At 72.1% G+C, this 15,740-nt stretch carries 13 protein-coding genes; 8 read left to right on the forward strand and 5 right to left on the reverse strand.

Annotation, left to right across the window (positions count from 1 at the left end):
* Position 1: 1 nt before the first annotated feature.
* Entirely contained in the window at positions 2-1,642 is a 1,641-nt protein-coding gene (locus N8J89_RS41490; protein WP_283662310.1) for a phosphoenolpyruvate--protein phosphotransferase, read from the reverse strand.
* A gap of 239 nt (positions 1,643-1,881) precedes the next feature.
* Between N8J89_RS41490 and N8J89_RS41495 the strand changes: the two genes are divergently transcribed.
* The 8 genes from N8J89_RS41495 (at position 1,882) to rbsD (ending at position 9,775) form a co-directional block, all read left to right on the forward strand.
* The gene (locus N8J89_RS41495; RefSeq protein WP_283662311.1) at positions 1,882-2,535 is read left to right on the forward strand and encodes an SdrD B-like domain-containing protein; all 654 of its coding nucleotides are present in this window, start codon (positions 1,882-1,884) and stop codon (positions 2,533-2,535) included.
* Positions 2,536-2,917: 382 nt separating this feature from the next.
* Complete coding sequence (locus N8J89_RS41500) at positions 2,918-3,913, forward strand: LacI family DNA-binding transcriptional regulator (RefSeq protein WP_283666382.1); 996 nt, start codon at positions 2,918-2,920, stop codon at positions 3,911-3,913.
* Entirely contained in the window at positions 3,910-5,529 is a 1,620-nt protein-coding gene (locus tag N8J89_RS41505) for a sugar ABC transporter ATP-binding protein (RefSeq protein WP_283662312.1), read from the forward strand. The genes N8J89_RS41500 and N8J89_RS41505 overlap by 4 nt, the downstream gene beginning before the upstream one ends.
* Complete coding sequence (locus N8J89_RS41510) at positions 5,526-6,497, forward strand: ABC transporter permease (protein ID WP_252483580.1); 972 nt, start codon at positions 5,526-5,528, stop codon at positions 6,495-6,497. Before N8J89_RS41505 ends, N8J89_RS41510 begins: the two co-directional genes overlap by 4 nt.
* A 33-nt stretch (positions 6,498-6,530) precedes the next feature.
* Positions 6,531-7,478, forward strand: coding sequence for a substrate-binding domain-containing protein (locus N8J89_RS41515; protein ID WP_283662313.1), 948 nt, complete (start codon positions 6,531-6,533; stop codon positions 7,476-7,478).
* Positions 7,479-7,533: 55 nt separating this feature from the next.
* Positions 7,534-8,475: a substrate-binding domain-containing protein gene (locus N8J89_RS41520; RefSeq protein ID WP_283662314.1), complete on the forward strand. Its 942-nt coding sequence runs from the start codon at positions 7,534-7,536 to the stop codon at positions 8,473-8,475.
* Positions 8,472-9,389, forward strand: a complete 918-nt coding sequence (gene rbsK / locus N8J89_RS41525; protein WP_283662315.1) for a ribokinase — start codon at positions 8,472-8,474, stop codon at positions 9,387-9,389. Before N8J89_RS41520 ends, rbsK begins: the two co-directional genes overlap by 4 nt.
* Complete coding sequence (gene rbsD, locus N8J89_RS41530; RefSeq protein ID WP_283662316.1) at positions 9,386-9,775, forward strand: D-ribose pyranase; 390 nt, start codon at positions 9,386-9,388, stop codon at positions 9,773-9,775. The genes rbsK and rbsD overlap by 4 nt, the downstream gene beginning before the upstream one ends.
* Here rbsD and N8J89_RS41535 read toward each other — a convergent pair.
* The 4 genes from N8J89_RS41535 to N8J89_RS41550 form a co-directional block, all read right to left on the reverse strand.
* Positions 9,772-11,523, reverse strand: coding sequence for a DUF2339 domain-containing protein (locus N8J89_RS41535; protein WP_283662317.1), 1,752 nt, complete (start codon positions 11,521-11,523; stop codon positions 9,772-9,774). The two genes, rbsD and N8J89_RS41535, sit on opposite strands and share 4 nt — an antisense overlap.
* Before the next feature lie 249 nt (positions 11,524-11,772).
* A complete protein-coding gene (locus tag N8J89_RS41540; RefSeq protein ID WP_252483574.1) occupies positions 11,773-12,522 on the reverse strand; it encodes a MerR family transcriptional regulator in 750 nt (249 codons plus the stop codon).
* Between the two features lie 34 nt (positions 12,523-12,556).
* Positions 12,557-13,285 carry a hypothetical protein gene (locus N8J89_RS41545; RefSeq protein ID WP_283662318.1) on the reverse strand — a complete coding sequence of 243 codons (729 nt, stop codon included), beginning with the start codon at positions 13,283-13,285 and terminating at the stop codon, positions 12,557-12,559.
* A 143-nt stretch (positions 13,286-13,428) separates the two neighbouring features.
* On the reverse strand, positions 13,429-15,603 hold the full coding sequence (locus N8J89_RS41550; RefSeq protein ID WP_283662319.1) for an MMPL family transporter: 2,175 nt from the start codon (positions 15,601-15,603) through the stop codon (positions 13,429-13,431).
* Between the last annotated feature and the right edge of the window lie 137 nt (positions 15,604-15,740).

Genomic DNA, 15,740 nt, shown 5'->3' on the forward strand with positions numbered 1-15,740 from the left:
TTCAGTGCAGGGCGGCGTGCGCCGCGGTCCTGGCGTGCGCCGGGTCCTTGGCGGCCAGCGCGGCGCGGGCGGCCAGCTGGCAGGCGTCCAGCCGGACCCCGGCCAGCCGGGCGCCGACCTGGGTCAGCGCGGCGTTGTTCATGGACAGGCTGGTCAGGCCCAGCCCGGTCAGCACGCAGGCCAGGTCGGGGTCGGCCGCGGCCTCGCCGCACACCCCGGCAGGCTTGCCGGTGGCCGTGGCCGCCTCGCCGACCAGCGCGATCAGCCGGAGCAGCGCGGGCTGCCAGGGGTCGTTGAGGGTGGCCAGCGCGCCGAGCATGCGGTCGGCGGCGAAGACGTACTGGGCCAGGTCGTTGGTGCCGAGGCTGACGAAGTCCACCGCGTCCAGCACCTCCCGCGCGGCCAGCGCGGCGGCCGGGATCTCGATCATCACCCCGGCCCTGGTCACCCCGGCGGCCCTGGCCCGCTCGGCGAACCAGGCGGCCTCCTCGGCGGTGGCCACCATCGGCGCCATCACCGAGACCTCAGCCCCGCTGTCCTCGGTGGCCGCGACGATGGCTTCGAGCTGCCGGTCCAGCACGCCCGCGGCGTCCCTGGCGATGCGCAGGCCGCGCACGCCCAACGCGGGGTTGGGCTCCTCGACGGTGTTCAGGAAGGGCAGCGGCTTGTCCGCGCCCGCGTCCAGGGTGCGCACCACGACCGGCTTGCCGACGAAGGGGGCCAGCACCGCGGCGTAGGCGGCCCGCTGGGCGGCCACGGCCGGTTCCTCGGTGGCGGAGAGGAAGCAGAACTCGGTGCGGAACAGGCCGACGCCCTCGGCGCCGGTGGCCACCGCGGCCTTGGCGTCCTCCGCCGAGCCGACGTTGGCCAGCACCTTCACCCGGTGCCCGTCGGCCAGCTTGCCCACGCCGTTCCACTCCGCCTTGGGCGCGCGCTCGACCGCGCGCACCTCGACCACGCCCGAGGGCGCGGTGACCAGTCCGGTGCCGCCGTCCACGACCAGGCCCTCGGCCGCCAGCGCGAGCACGCCGCGGCAGGCGACCACCGCGGGGATGCCCAGCGCGCGGGCCAGGATCGCGGTGTGGCTGGTGGGCCCGCCCTCCTCGGTGACCAGGGCCAGCACCAGCTCGGGGTCCAGGCCCGCGGTGTCGGCGGGGGCCAGGTCGCGGGCGACCAGGACGCTGGGTCCGGTCAGCGGCGGCACGCCGGGCATGGGCACGTCCAGCAGGGTGGCCACGATCCGGTCCCGCACGTCGTGCACGTCGCGGACCCGCTCGGCCAGGTAGCCACCCGCGGCGGCGAGCATGGTGGCGAAGCCGTTGGCCGCCTCGAACACCGCGCGCGGCGCGGGCAGGCTCCGGCCGTTGACCAGCTTCTCCGCCTCGGCCAGCAGCGCGGGGTCGGCGGCCATCGCGGCGGTGGTCTCCAGCACCACCCGGCCCTCGCCCTCGACCGCGGCGGCCCGCCGGTTCAGCTCAGCGGCCACCGCCTCGGCGGCCGGGCGGATGCGCGCGGCCTCGGCCGCGGTGTCACCCGGCGCCGGGGTCGCGGGCGGTTCCGGCAGCGGCTCGGCCACCCTGACCACCGGCCCAGCGGCCTGACCTGGGCTGACTCCGACACCGACAAGCTGAGTCGCGGACATGGTCTAGACCATACCCAAGAACCGGCACACCGCGCCCCGCGCGACAGGCGCCAGTTGACCGTGACCCGGATCACGTAGCAGCACGGCCCGCCCTCCTCGACTCGAATGGCGCTCCTGGATTTCCTACCGACTGTAGCCGGGCCCCGCGGCGGAACAACCCCAATGCGGGACCCCCCATCACACTCGCCTGCCAATAACCTGCCCCGGTCAATTCCGGCAACCGTTCCTGGGAGCAGCACGTGAGACGACCGACCGGCCTGGCCACGGCCGCCACCCTGGCGGTGACCTGCACGGCTGCCCTCGGCGCCGGATCAGCCGCAGCGGCCGGAATTGACCCCGACGAGGCCGCGCCGGGCATTCCCGCGAACCAGTCCGACCCATTGCCGGAATTCCCCGACCCGGCCCGCCGGGCGCCGAACCACCTCGGCGACTACGTGTGGCTCGATCGCAATCGCCCGCCCCGGACGGGCCAGCCGTCAGCGGTGAACCGGCTGGGCGACTACGTGTGGATCGACTCCAACCACAACGGGCAGCAGGACGCGCCGGAGCCGGGTGCGCCGGAGGTCACGGTCACCGTGCTCACCGCGGCAGGCGCCGAGGTGACCAGCACCACCACCGACGCCTACGGCACCTACCAGGCCGGCGAGCTACCGGACGGGGACTACCAGGTGTGCGTGGCGCTGAAGAACCTGCCGCCGGTGGTGGCCGAGCACATGCCGGGACCGCCGCACGCGGGCCAGGACACCGCGGACTCCGACGCCGATCCGGCCACCGGCTGCACCGAGCCGGTGCGACTCGGGCCCGAGCACCGGGAGGACCGCACGCTGGACATCGGCCTCGGCCGGGACTACGTGTGGGTGGACAAGCCGAAGGGCCGCCACCTCCCCAGATGACGGCCCTTCCCCTGTGTCAGTCGTCCCCCGCCTGACACAACGTTCTCTTCCGTCCACCCCCTCGTCACTGCCCGCGACGGCGGAGCAGGCACCTTGTGCACGGAAAAGACCTTGGTGCCGCCTCCCGGGGAGGGGCACCTCCGGCTCCCACGACACACACTCTGCCCGCAAGGGACGGTCCGAGACATCCGTGCGAATACCTACATCTCGCACGGGTTAACCCTTCGTGATCTGTTGGCTACTGTAACGATACAGAACTTTTGGCGGCTTGTGTAATCGAATAACCTTGGTCTGTAATCGAATACACAACGGAACGTAGTAAGTCAGATACACGACGGGGGACTTCCCCACCCACGTCTGGAGGATCGGGTCGTTGGCGACCATGAAGGACGTTGCGCTGCGTGCGGGCGTCTCCACCGCCACGGTGTCCCGGGTACTCAACGGCCATGCCGCACCCACCGACGCCACTCGCGAACGCGTGCTCACCGCGGTCGCGGAACTGGGTTACCGGCCCAACGTGCTGGCCCGGTCCCTGCGCATGCACAGCACCCAGACCCTGGGCCTGGTGATCAGCGACCTGCTGAACCCGTTCTTCGGCGAGATCGCCAGGGCGGTCGAGGACGAGGCGCGCAGGCACGGCTACTGCGTGGTCTTCGGCAACGCCGACGAGAGCGACGAGCAGCAGCGGCGCTACGTGCGCACCCTGCTCGACCGCAGGGTCGACGGCCTGCTGGTGTGCCCGGCCAGTGACGACCCGGAATGGCTGGCCGAGGTGACCGACAGCGGCGTGCCGCTGGTGCTGCTGGACCGCGCGGTGCCGGCCAGCGACGCCCCGGTGATCATGGCCGACGGCACCGCCGCCCTGCGCGAGCTGGCCAAACACCTGCTGAGCCTGGGTCACCAGCGGATCGGCGTGATCGCCGGGCCGGAGAACACCAGCACCGGCCGGGAGCGGCTGGCCGCGTTCACCTCGGCGCTGGCCGAGCTGGGCCTGGCCGCGCAGGCCACCCAGATCGCGCACGGCGACTTCCGCCGGGCCAGCGGCGCCCGCGCCGCCGGTGAGCTGCTCGACCTCGCCGAGCCGCCCAGCGTGCTGGTGGCGATGGACAACCTGATGGGCCTCGGCGCGCTGGAAGAGCTGCGCAGGCGGCGGCTGCGGCTGCCCGATGACGTCGGCCTGGCCGTCTACGACGACCTGGCCTGGTTCCCGCTGTTCGATCCACCGATCACCGTGGTCGCCCAGCCCACCGAGGAGATGGGCAGCGCCGCCGTGCGCGAGCTGCTCGGGCTCATCTCGGGCGACCGCGCGCAGGACGTGAGTCTGTCGGCCAAGTTGATCGCCCGCGGCTCGTGTGGCGAACCCGGAGGAATTGCATGAGCGTCCTGCTCCGCGTCGAAGGTGTCACCAAGCGGTTCACCGGCGCGCTCGCGCTGGCCGATGTGGATCTCGAGGTGCGCGCGGGCGAGGTGCACGTCCTGCTCGGGGAGAACGGGGCTGGCAAGAGCACGCTGGTCAAGGTGCTCGCCGGGGTGCACAAGCCGGATGCCGGGAAGGTGTTCCTGGCCGGTGAGCAGGTCAAGGTCGCCTCGCCGCAGCACGCCCGCTCGCTCGGCCTTGCCGTGATCTACCAGGAGCTGACCCTAGTCAGCCAGCTCTCCGTGGCGGAGAACCTGTTCCTGGGGCGCCAGCCGCGCCGCTTCGGCGTGATCGACCACCGCCGGATGCGCAGGGACGCGGCGCCGCTGCTGGAACGGGTCGGGCTCCGGGTCGACCCGGCCACCCCGGTGCACCGCCTGGGCATCGCCCAGCAGCAGATGGTGGAGATCGCCCGCGCGCTGGACCAGAACGCCCGGATCCTGGTGCTGGACGAGCCGACCGCGGTGCTCACCGAGAGCGAGACCGACCGGCTGCTGGAGATCATGGACCAGCTGCGGCGGCAGGGCGTGGGCCTGGTGTTCATCACCCACCACCTGGAGGAGATCCGCCGGATCGCGGACCGGATCACCGTGCTGCGCGACGGGCGCAGCGTGGGCGTGCTGCCCGCCGGGTCCACCGAGGACGAGATGGTCCAGCTGATGGTCGGGCGGACCATCGAGGAGCAGTACCCCCGCCGGGCCGAAGAGGGCGGCACGGTCGCGCTGAAGGTGGAGAAGCTGACCCGCAAGGGCGCGTTCACCGACGTCTCCTTCGAGGTCAAGGCCGGTGAGGTGCTCGGCATCGCCGGGCTGGTCGGCTCCGGCCGCACCGAGGTGGCCCGCGCGATCTTCGGCGTGGACGGCTACGACTCGGGCCGGGTCGAGGTCGCCGGACGGCAACTGCCCGGCGGCAACGTCAAGGCGACCATGCGGGCCGGGCTGGGCCTGGTGCCGGAGGACCGCAAGGGCCAGGGCCTGGTGCTGACCTCCAGCGTCGGGGAGAACCTGGGCCTGGTCACCCTGCGCGGCGCCAGCCACCTGGGCCTGATCGACCGGCGCGGCCAGCAGCGCAAGGCGGATGAGATCGCCGGCAAGCTGCGGGTGCGCTGCTCGGGGCTGGGCCAGACGGTCAAGGAGCTCTCCGGCGGCAACCAGCAGAAGATCGCCATCGGCAAGTGGCTGCTGGCCGACCCGCAGGTGCTGGTGCTCGACGAGCCCACCAGAGGGGTCGACGTGGGCGCCAAGGTCGAGATCTACGAGCTGATCAACCAGATGACCGCCAACGGCCGCGCGGTGGTGCTGATCTCCAGCGACCTGCCCGAGGTGCTCGGCATGAGCGACCGGGTGCTGGTGATGGCGGGCGGCCGGGTGGCGGGCGAGCTCAGCGCGGCCGAGGCCACCCAGGACTCGGTGATGGCGCTGGCCGTCTCCGACCCGGCGGCGCGCCGGCGGGTGCCCGCCTTCAGCGCGGCCTGGAACGAGGCCGAGCAGGCCGAGCAGCTCGACGCGCAGCAGCGGCAGGATCAGGACGAACCCGGCGGGATCACCGTCGACAGCACTCGGGAGCAGCGGGCATGACCACCACCGGAACCACCCAGCAGCGGCGAAAGGCGCCCGATGTCGGGCGGCTGCTGTCGGAGAACGGGGCCCTCGGTGGCCTGCTGCTGCTCGTGGTCGCGCTGAGCCTGCTCACCCCGACCTTCCTGACCACGCAGAACCTGCTCAACGTCGGCGTGCAGGCCGCAGTGGTCGCGGTGCTCGCCTTCGGCCAGACCTTCGTGATCGTCTCCTCCGGGGTCGACCTGTCGGTGGGCAGCGTGGCCGCCCTCTCCGGCATCGTGGCCGCCTACACCGCGGCCGAGACCGGCCTGCCCGGCTGGCTGGCGCTGATCGCCGGTCTCGGCGTCGGCGCGCTGGCCGGCCTGGTCAACGGCGTGCTGGTCAGCTACGGCAGGCTGCCCGCCTTCATCGCCACCCTGGCCATGCTCAGCGTGGCCCGCGGCCTGACCCTGGTGGTCTCCCAGGGCGCGCCGAAGGCCACCCCGGACGAGGTCACCTTCCTCGGCTCCACCATCGGCGACTTCCTCCCGGTGCCGCTGCTGGTGATGTTGGGTGTGCTGGCTCTCACAAGCTTCATCCTCAACCGGACCTACCCGGGCCGCACGATGTACGCCATCGGCGGCAACGAGGAGGCGGCGATGCTCTCCGGCATCGACGTGCGCAAGAACAAGTTGATCATCTATGCGCTGTCCGGGCTGTTCGCGGGTATCGCGGGCATCCTGCTGGCCGGGCGGCTGGGCTCGGCCGGTCCGCAGGCGGCAGTGGGTTACGAGCTGGACGCGATCGCCGCCGTGGTGATCGGCGGGGCGTCCCTTTCCGGCGGTGTGGGCAAGGCCAGCGGTGCTTTCGTCGGGGCGTTGGTCCTCGCGGTATTGCGCAACGGACTCAATCTGGTCCAGGTTTCTCCTTTCTGGCAACAGGTCGTGATCGGCGTGGTGATCGCCGTGGCCGTCCTGGTTGACACGCTTCGCCGCCGCAGTCGCTGACCGTCAGGGACCAGCAGAAAGGGACTCTCCGCAATGAGGCACTCCAGGCGGGCCTTGCTCGCCGCCGCGACCGCCGCCGCACTCGTGTTCGTCGCCGCCTGTGACCCGAGCAGTGACGCCAACACCCCCGCGTCCGGCGGGGACATCACGATCGGCTTCGCGTCCTCGACCCTGACCAACCCCTTCTTCATCCAGCTCAGGGAGGGTGTCCAGCAGGCGGAGAAGGAGTTCGGCGTCAAGATCGTCTACATGGACGCCAACAACGACGCGGCCACCCAGCTGGAGCAGGTGCAGAGCCTGGTCACGCAGAAGGTGAAGGCGATCCTGCTCAACCCGGTGGACACCCAGCAGTCCGGCGAGTCGGCGAAGGCGGCGGAGAACGCGCGCATCCCGCTGGTCGCGGTGGACCGCGCGGTCACCGGCGGCCGGGTGATCTCCGAGGTGTCCTCCGACAACGTGCAGGGCGGGGTGGACGCGGCCGCGGCGCTGGCCAAGGCCACCGGCCCGGGCGAGGTGCTGCACCTGCAGGGCCTGCTCGGCACCTCGGCCAGCCGGGACCGCGGCGAGGGCTTCCAGCAGGGCCTGGCGCTGCGTTCCAGCGTGCGCATCGCGCTGTCCAAGTCCGCCGAGTTCGACCGGGCCAAGGGCATGTCGGTCACCACGGACATGCTCACCGCCAAGCCCGGGGTGAAGGGCCTGTTCGCGGAGAACGACGACATGGCGCTGGGCGCCGTGCAGGCCCTCGGTGACAAGGCGGGCAAGACCTTCCAGATCGTCGGCTTCGACGGCACGCCCGAGGCGCTGGCCGCGGTGGAGAGCGGCAAGCTCGCCGCCACTGTGGCCCAGCAGCCCAAGGAACTGGGCCGTCAGGCGGTTGAGCAGGCCATCCGCTACCTCAAGGGTCAGACCGTCCGCAACCTCGTGGAGATCCCCACCCGCGTGGTCACCAAGGCCAACGTGCGCGAGTTCCTGACGAACTGAGCGGATGCAGAGTTCCACCGGCCCCCACCCGGTAGGCAAGGAAAGGTAACCCCGAATGAAGATGCTCAACCGCGCCGTGTTCGCCACGCTGGCGGCCTCGACGCTGGCGTTCACCGCGGCATGCGGCGGCGGCGCCGGATCCGGCAACTCCGGCTCCGGTGAGGTCGTGATCGGCATGACCCTGTCGACGCTGTCCAACACCTTCTTCACCACCCTGCGGGACGCGGCCCAGAAGGCCGCCGACTCCGCCAAGGTGAAGCTGGTCGTCCAGGACGCGCAGAACGACGCTGCCACCCAGCTCACGCAGGTGCAGAACTTCGTCAGCCAGGGCGTCAAGGCGATCATCATCAACCCGGTCGACTCCGACCAGGCGACCCCGGCCGCCAAGGCCGCGGAGAACGCCAAGATCCCGGTCATCGCGGTGGACCGGGTGATCAACAACGCCACGGTCGCGGCGTCGATCGCCTCGGACAACGTGCAGGGCGGTCAGCTCGCCGCGGACACCCTGGCCAAGCTGGTCGGCTCCGGTGACGTGCTGCACCTGCAGGGCGTGCTGGGCACCTCGGCCAGCCGGGACCGCGGCCAGGGCTTCACCACCAACATCAAGAACGCCGCCGGGATCAAGGTCGCCGCGACCCAGACCGCAGAGTTCGAGAAGGCCAAGGGCATGTCGGTGACCACCGACCTGCTGCAGGCGCAGGCCGGCACCAAGGGCATCTTCGCGGAGAACGACGAGATGGCGCTCGGCGCGGTGCAGGCCCTCGGCGACAAGGCGGGCAAGGACGTCCAGGTGGTCGGCTTCGACGGCACCGCGGACGCGCTCACCGCGATCGAGGCGGGCAAGCTGGCGGCCAGCGTCGCGCAGCAGCCCGCGGAGCTGGGCAAGCTCGCCATCGAGCAGGCGGTGAAGGCGGCCAAGGGCGAGAAGACCGAGGCCAAGATCTCCGTCCCGGTCAAGGTCATCACCAAGGACAACCTGGCCGAGTTCAAGAAGTGATCACATCGCTGACCGCGTTGACGGACATCGTGGTCGTCGGCTCCGCGAACGCGGACCTGGTGACCACGGTGGCGCGCCGCCCAGCAGCCGGTGAGACGGTGCTGGGCTCGGACCTGCGGGTCTCGCCCGGCGGCAAGGGCGCCAACCAGGCGGTCGCGGCCGCCAGGCTGGGCGCCGGGGTGGCCTTCCTCGGCGCGGTCGGCGATGACGAACACGGCCAGCTGCTGCTGGAGTCGATGCGGTCGGCCGGGGTGCGCACCGAACACGTGCGCACGCCCGACCGGCCCACCGGCATCGCGCACATCACGGTCACCCCGGACGGGGAGAACTCGATCGTGGTCTCACCCGGCGCCAACGGCACGCTGACCACTGCGGACATCGACCGGGCCGCCTCGGTGATCGCGATCTCCACGGTGGTGCTGGTCTCGCTGGAGGTGCCGATGCCCGCCGCCCTGCGCGCCATCGAGCTGGCCCGCGCGGCCGGGGTGCGCACGGTGCTGAACCTGTCCCCGCCCGGCCCGCTGACCGCGGACGCGCTGGCCGCGCTGGACCCCCTGATCGTCAACGAGCACGAGGCCGGCTGGCTGCTCGGCGCGGAGACCACCAGCGCGGACGGCCCGGCCCTGGCCGAGGCGCTGCTCGCGCTCGGCCCGCGCTCGGTGGTGGTGACCCTCGGCGGCCGCGGCGCGGTGGTGGCCACCCCGGACTGCGTGAGCACGGTGGCCGCGCCCAGGGTCAGCGCGGTGGACACCACCGGCGCGGGCGACGCCTTCGCCGGCGCGCTGGCCGCCCGGCTCTCCGCCGGCGACGAGCTGCTGGCTGCGACCGGTTTCGCGGTCCGCGCGGCGGCCATCTCGGTGACCCGTCCCGGCGCGCAGCCCTCCTACCCGACCAGGGGCGAGGTGCGCGCGTGAAGCGGGCCGGCATCCTGCACGCCGAGCTGAGCGCCGCGTTGGCCCGGCTCGGCCACACCGACGAGCTGGTGGTGGCCGACTGCGGCCTGCCCATCCCGGACGGCCCGCAGCTGATCGACCTGGCCTTCTCCTTCGGCGTGCCCGGTTTCCTGGACGTGCTGGACGGGCTGCTGACCGAGCTGGTGGTCGAGGGCGCGGTGGTGGCCACCGAGCTGGATGCCGCCAACCCGGACTGCGCGGTGGCGGTGACCGAGCGGCTGACCAAGCTGGAGCGGGTGGACCACGAGGAGTTCAAGCGCCGGGTGGCCGGGGTGAAGCTGGTCGTGCGGACCGGCGAGGCCAGCCCGTACGCCAACATCCTGCTCCGCTGCGGCGTGCCCTTCTAGCCCGTCTCCTCCTTCACCGCCGCGACCAGCCGGGCGTACCGGGTGCCGACCACCAGCAGCACCAGTCCGGCGCCGAGCACCGCGGCCACCCTGGCCAGTCCGTCCAGCGTGGCCAGGTCGAACAGGAACAGCTTGGCCAGCGCGATGCCCAGCAGCACCATCCCGGTGACCCGCAGGTGCGCCGAGCGGATGCCGCGCAGCAGCAGCACCAGCGCGGCCGCGGTCCAGCTGAGCGTGACCAGCACGTGCCCGGTGAGGAAGCCGTCCCGGTCCGGCAGCGCGAGCAGCGCCGAGCCGAGGATGGTCAGCGCGGTGCCGTAGAGCGCGACCGCCGCGGCGATCAGCCACAGCACCCGCTCCGCGCTGTCCGCCGGTCCGCGCAGCAGCCCGGTCCGGAAGGCGGCCACCGGCAGCGCGACCGCCACCGCGGCCAGCAGCAGCCCGGTCACCGGGACGCTCGCCTCGACCAGCGCGGTGGGCTCGCGGAAGAGCAGGCGCACCGGCACGGTGGTGATCAGCGCGGCGAACAGCCCGGCGATCCCGTAGCCCAGCGCGCCGAACAGCGGCAGCCTGCTGCGCAGCCACCAGGCCAGGCCGGCCAGCACCAGCGCCGCGCCGAGCAGGGTCAGCCCCCTGGAGCCGCCCTCGGCGTAGGTCATGATCGCTTGGAATATGCCGACCAGCCCGACCGCGGCGGCCGTGATGGCGAACCTGCTGGTCAGCCACTTGCCGACGGCCGCGAAGGCGAAGGCCACCGCGGCCAGCCCGAGCGCGGCCTTGCTCGCTCCGACCTGGTCCAGGATGCCCGCGGAGAGCAGCGGCGGCACAGCGGCCGAGGCCAGCACGACCAGCGGCACCGGGTCCGAGGGCCGCAGCCGGGCGGCCGCCGCGGCCAGCAGCATGGCCAGCACCGCGGCGCCGAAGCTGACCGCGATGGTGGCGTGCTGCTCGGCCGAGGTGAGGATGGCGCGCAGTCCGGCCAGCACCGCGCCGAGCAGCGCGGGCAGCGTCGCCGCGGCCACCAGCCCGGACCAGTCCTTGATCAGCCGCACCGGCGCGGCGGCCAGCGCGAGCACCATCAGGAAGCCGACCAGCAGCGGGGTGAAGGCCATGGTCAGCATCGGCGCGCTGACCGCGGCGCCCAGCACCACCCCGACGGCCAGCGGCTGGGCGTCCCAGCGCACCGCCAGCCACAGCCCGGCCGCGGTCACCGCCACCCCGGCGAGCAGTCCGAGGTGCACGGGCAGGAACTCGTGCAGCGAGGTGGCCGCCACGATGTCCAGGTAGAGCGCGGCGAACCCGGTGGCCGCCAGCGCGTACCCGGTGGTGCGCCCACCGGGCCTGCCGTAGGCGCGCAACGCGAGCCCGACCAGCCCCAGCCCCAGCACCGCGCCACCGGCCACCCTGGGCAACGGCCCGAAGTAGCCCCGCTGCGCGGCCAGCACCAGGAACAACACCAGGCCGAGCAGGGTGACCCCACCGCCGACCCAGGTGACGATCCGGCTGTTGCGCCGCTGCCGCGCGCCCGGGTCCACCGGCGGCGGGGGAGGCGGCGGCTGCCACTGCGGCGGGTAGCCGGGCGGCGGGGCGAATCCCGGCGGCCGGTGGGTGGGCACAAAACCGGGCGGCGGGAACTGGGCCGTCGGGACCGGTGTGGCCGGTGGTGTGGGCACGGGCGGCGCCTGTCCCGTGCTCGTCTCCACCGCGGAGCGCAGCTCCGTCTCCAGCGCCTGCAGTCGCAGACCCATCTCGCGAAGCTCCTGCGCCACGCGCAACACCGGTTGAGCCGTCATGTGCGACAGGGTGCTGCCTCACCCCGTCCTGGTGAATCCGCAGGACTACTCAGACCGCGTTACAAACTGGCCGCGATCAAGCTGTGGATAACTCATATTCGCAGCTCAGAGCCCCAATTTTCACCCGCGAGGAGCAACCTGTCGCCAGGTTTCTCCACAACAGATCCCCAGTTGTCCACAGCTCACCGCGGACCGGTGCACAACTCAGCCCTTGGCGGCGCGCACCGCGGCCAGGAACGCGTTCACCTCGTCGGAGGGACCGCACTGCTGCTCGCGCATCTGCTCGCGCTGCTCCGCCCACATCTTCTCCACCGCGGCCTTGATGCCCTCGTCGCCGCCGTGGAAGGCGAAGATCAGCTCGTCCATCCGCTCGACCACGCGCACCGCGCGCTCGTCGGTCGGCGCCGCGCCCTCCGCCATCAGGGCGTCGACCTCGGCGAACAGCCGCGGCCACTCGTTCTCGACCTCCTTGATGGCCTCCTCGCCGAACTCCTCCCGGCGGCGGGCCAGCTGGTCGAGCTGCTCCTGGGTGTAATAGCTCTCGATCATCGTCATCGTCTCCAACGCTTGCAGGAACTCGGTGGCGTCCGGAGTGACCGAGCCGTCCAGCTTCGCCAGCAGCGAGCGCACCTGGGCCCGCAGCCGCTGGGCCTCGCGCACCTGGTTGTCGAGCTGGGTGAGCTGGGTGTGCAGCACCTCGCGCAGCACCCCCGGATCGGGGTCGGCCTCGCTCAGCGCGACGCCCACGTCCTCCAGCGACAGCCCGAAGGAGCGCAGCGCCCGCACCCGGTACAGCCGCTGCAGGTCAGCGGCGGTGTACCTGCGGTGGCCAGCCGAGGTCCGTTCGCTCGGCCGCACCAGCCCGATCTGGTCGTAGTGGTGCAGCGTGCGGACGGTCAGTCCGGTGGCCCGCGCCAGTTCCCCGACGCTCCACCGCTTGGTCTCTCCGTTCACGTCGATGACGGTAGGAGCTGACGTCGCGTCAGGTTCAAGCCCGGATCGCGGCAATGGGTGTGATCGGCGCCGCACCCGGCTTCAGGTCGATCATCGCGGGCGTCTCGCCTGCCCCGGTCCTGGCCTCCAGCCGGTGCAGCCGCCCGTTCCCGCCGACCCAGTACCGCAGCCGCCCGTTGGCGTCCTTGCCCGGCTCCAGCGGCCCCTCGAACACGTCCACCGGGACCTCGCCCACCCGGTCCGCGCGCAGCCAGCGGGCGCTGCTCTGCCGGAGCAGCTCGGCGTTGTCCGGCCGGTCCGCGGCCAGGTCGACCAGCAGGGTCAGCGCGGTGTCCAGCTCGTTGCCGGCCCGCTGCATCGGCCGCACCTGCCAGCCGTTGCCGGGCACCGGGTCCACCGCGAGCTGACCGGCGCCCGCGCGGAAGGCCAGCACCTCGGGACTCCACTGGAGCAGCCCGGCGGAGGCGGCGTCGTTGCGGCCCTCGGTGCGCATCGCGGCGTAGCCCAGGTGCGAGACGAAGTCGATCCGCCCGTCCAGCACCACGATCCCGGAGGCGCTGGGCACCGCGGCCCGCACCGCGGCGGTCCGCGACTCGTAGTTGATGAAGCGCACCAGGGCCAGCCTCTCGGCCTCGGCGCCGCTGAGCGAGCGCGGCCTGCCGTCCTCGGGACGGGCGCAGCTCATCAGCACGCCGATCACCGGCACCAGCAGCAGCGCGAACACGATGACGGCGGCGACCAGGCGGACCCGGCGGGGTTTCACAGTCGATCTCCAGAACAGTCGGCGCGGGCGGAGCGCCGGAATCCTAGGGGCCGCCGACCCCGGAAAAGCCGTTCCACCGCGAGCCTCACTCGAAGGGGGACCCCGGCCACGGTTTCACGTGAATCGTGGCCGGGGCGCCGCCCTCAGCCGACCGGCTGCGGCTCGCGGCTCTTGGGCTTGTCCTCGACGTCCTCGCCCTCGTGGATGCCGACCCGCTGCTGCAACCTGCGCAGCGGTCCGGGCGCCCACCAGGCCGCGTTGCCCATCAGCTTGAGCACCGCGGGCACCAGCAGCATGCGCACCACGGTGGCGTCCAGGGCCAGGGCCAGGATCATGCCGACGCCGACGAACCGCATCATGGTCACCTCGGCGAAGGCGAAGGCGCCGGTCACCACGATCAGCAGCAGCGCGGCCGAGCTGATCACCCGGCCGGTGCGGGCCAGGCCGGTGGCCACCGCCTCCTCGTTGCTGGCGCCCTTGCTCTTGGCCTCGACCATGCGGGACATCAGGAAGACCTCGTAGTCGGTGGACAGGCCGAAGACCACGGCCGCCATCAGCACCACGATGCCCGCCTCCAGTGGGCCCGGCGAGACGTTGAGCAGGTCCGCGCCGTGGCCGTCCTGGAACACCCAGGTCAGCACGCCGAAGGTGGCGGAGAGGCTGAGCGCGCTCATCACCACGGCCTTGATCGGCAGCAGCACCGAGCCGAAGGCCAGGAACATCAGCACCAGGGTGGCGCCCACGATGACCAGGATCATCCAGGGCAGTCCGGCGGTGATCGCGTTCAGGCTGTCCAGCACCCTGGCGCTGATCCCGCCGACCAGGATCTTGGTGTCCCCGGGCGGGGTCAGGTTCCGGATCTCCTTGACCGCGTTCTTGGCCTGGTCGCTGAGCACGTCACCCGGCAGCTTGGCGGTGAAGGCGATGACGTCCTTGCCCGCGCCCGCGGGCTGCACGTTGGTGACGCCGGGGACCTTGCCGAGCTCACCGGCGAACTGCTGCGCCGCGGCCTGGCCGGGGGCCTTGCCGTCCTTGCCCTGCAACACGATCTGCGCGGCGTCCTTGCTCAGCGCGGGGAAGTCCCGGTTGAGCGTCTCGGCGGTAACCCGCGCCGGGTTGCCCGCGGGCAGCACCTTCTCGGTGACCTCGCCGAAGCTGGCGCCCAGGAACGGCGTGCCGAGCAGCACCAGCACCGCGATGATCGGCACCGCGAAGATCACCGGGCGCTTCATCACGGCCAGGCCCAGCTTGCGCCAGCCGCGGCCCTCCTCCTCCACCGGCTTGGCCGCGGCGCGCTTGCGCCAGGGCAGGGCCAGCGAGTCCACCCGGCGGCCGAGCACCGCGAGCAGCGCGGGCAGCAGGGTCAGCGAGACCAGCATGGCCACCGCGACCGCGGCCATGCCGCCGTAGCTGACCGAGCGCAGGAAGCCCTGCGGGAACAGCAGCAGCCCGGCCAGCGCGATGATCAGCAGCGTCGCGGAGAAGGCGACCGTGCGGCCGGCGGTGGCCACCGTGCGGCGCACCGCGGCGCCGGGCGCCAGACCGCCGGCCAGCTCCTCGCGGAACCGGCCGACCATGAACAGGCCGTAGTCGATGGCCATGCCGAGGCCGAGCAGGCTGGCCACGTTCACCGCGAAGGTGTTCACCTCGACGAAGCTGGTCAGCACGTTGAGCACGCCCAGCGCGCCGAGGATGGACAGGCCGCCCACCAGCACCGGCAGCGCGGCCGCGACCAGGCCGCCGAAGATCAGCACGAGCAGCAGCAGGGTGATCGGCACCGCCACCAGCTCGGCGGTGATCAGGTCGTTCTGCGAGCTGGTGTTGATCGCGGCCGCGGTCGGCGCGAACCCGCCGACCTGGCTGGCCACCCCGTCGACGGCCAGCTGGTCCTTGATCTTCTCGTAGGACCGCAGCATCTTGTTGGAGTCATCGCCCGCGGTCATGGTGATCACCGCGAGGCCGCGCTTGTGCTCGGCGTCGGCGAAGGCGGCCCGCGCGGCCGGGTCCGGGATCATCCAGTAGGACATCACCCGGCTGACCTCGGAGCTGGGCAGCGCCTTGAGCTTGTCGGTGATCTTCTGCCCGAGCGCCGGGTCGTCGATCGAGCTGCCGCTGGGCGCCTCGTAGATCACCACCACGTCGCCGGTCTGCCTGCCAAGGGCCGCGTCCATGGTCTTGACCGCGGTGATCGCCTGGCTGCCCGGGTCCTCGTAACCACCCTGGGTGAGCTTGTCGAAGACACCGCTGCCCCAGGCGCCGCCGAGGACGGTCAGCAAGGCGGCGGCGACGAGCACCACCCAGCGGCGCCGATGCACCACCGATCCCCAGGATAGGAACATGATCCGGCCCTCCGGCGAAACTGGTCGGTGGCGTAGCCAGCGGCTACCGTGCTGGTGAACGCGAGGTCAGTAAACGGTGTTCACCTACCGTCGGTGACCATAGGCGAGAGTGAACG

It is taken from the genome of Crossiella sp. CA-258035 (assembly GCF_030064675.1).
Taxonomy (GTDB): domain Bacteria; phylum Actinomycetota; class Actinomycetes; order Mycobacteriales; family Pseudonocardiaceae; genus Crossiella.

Excerpts from the sequence above, each read along its gene's own strand:
- N8J89_RS41505 (WP_283662312.1), top strand. The coding sequence starts at position 3,910 with ATGAGCGTCCTGCTCCGCGTCGAAGGTGTCACCAAGCGGTTCACCGGC.
- N8J89_RS41515 (WP_283662313.1), top strand. The coding sequence starts at position 6,531 with ATGAGGCACTCCAGGCGGGCCTTGCTCGCCGCCGCGACCGCCGCCGCA.
- N8J89_RS41510 (WP_252483580.1), top strand. The coding sequence starts at position 5,526 with ATGACCACCACCGGAACCACCCAGCAGCGGCGAAAGGCGCCCGATGTC.
- N8J89_RS41535 (WP_283662317.1), bottom strand. The coding sequence starts at position 11,523 with ATGGGTCTGCGACTGCAGGCGCTGGAGACGGAGCTGCGCTCCGCGGTG.
- N8J89_RS41490 (WP_283662310.1), bottom strand. The coding sequence starts at position 1,642 with ATGTCCGCGACTCAGCTTGTCGGTGTCGGAGTCAGCCCAGGTCAGGCC.
- N8J89_RS41500 (WP_283666382.1), top strand. The coding sequence starts at position 2,918 with ATGAAGGACGTTGCGCTGCGTGCGGGCGTCTCCACCGCCACGGTGTCC.
- N8J89_RS41520 (WP_283662314.1), top strand. The coding sequence starts at position 7,534 with ATGAAGATGCTCAACCGCGCCGTGTTCGCCACGCTGGCGGCCTCGACG.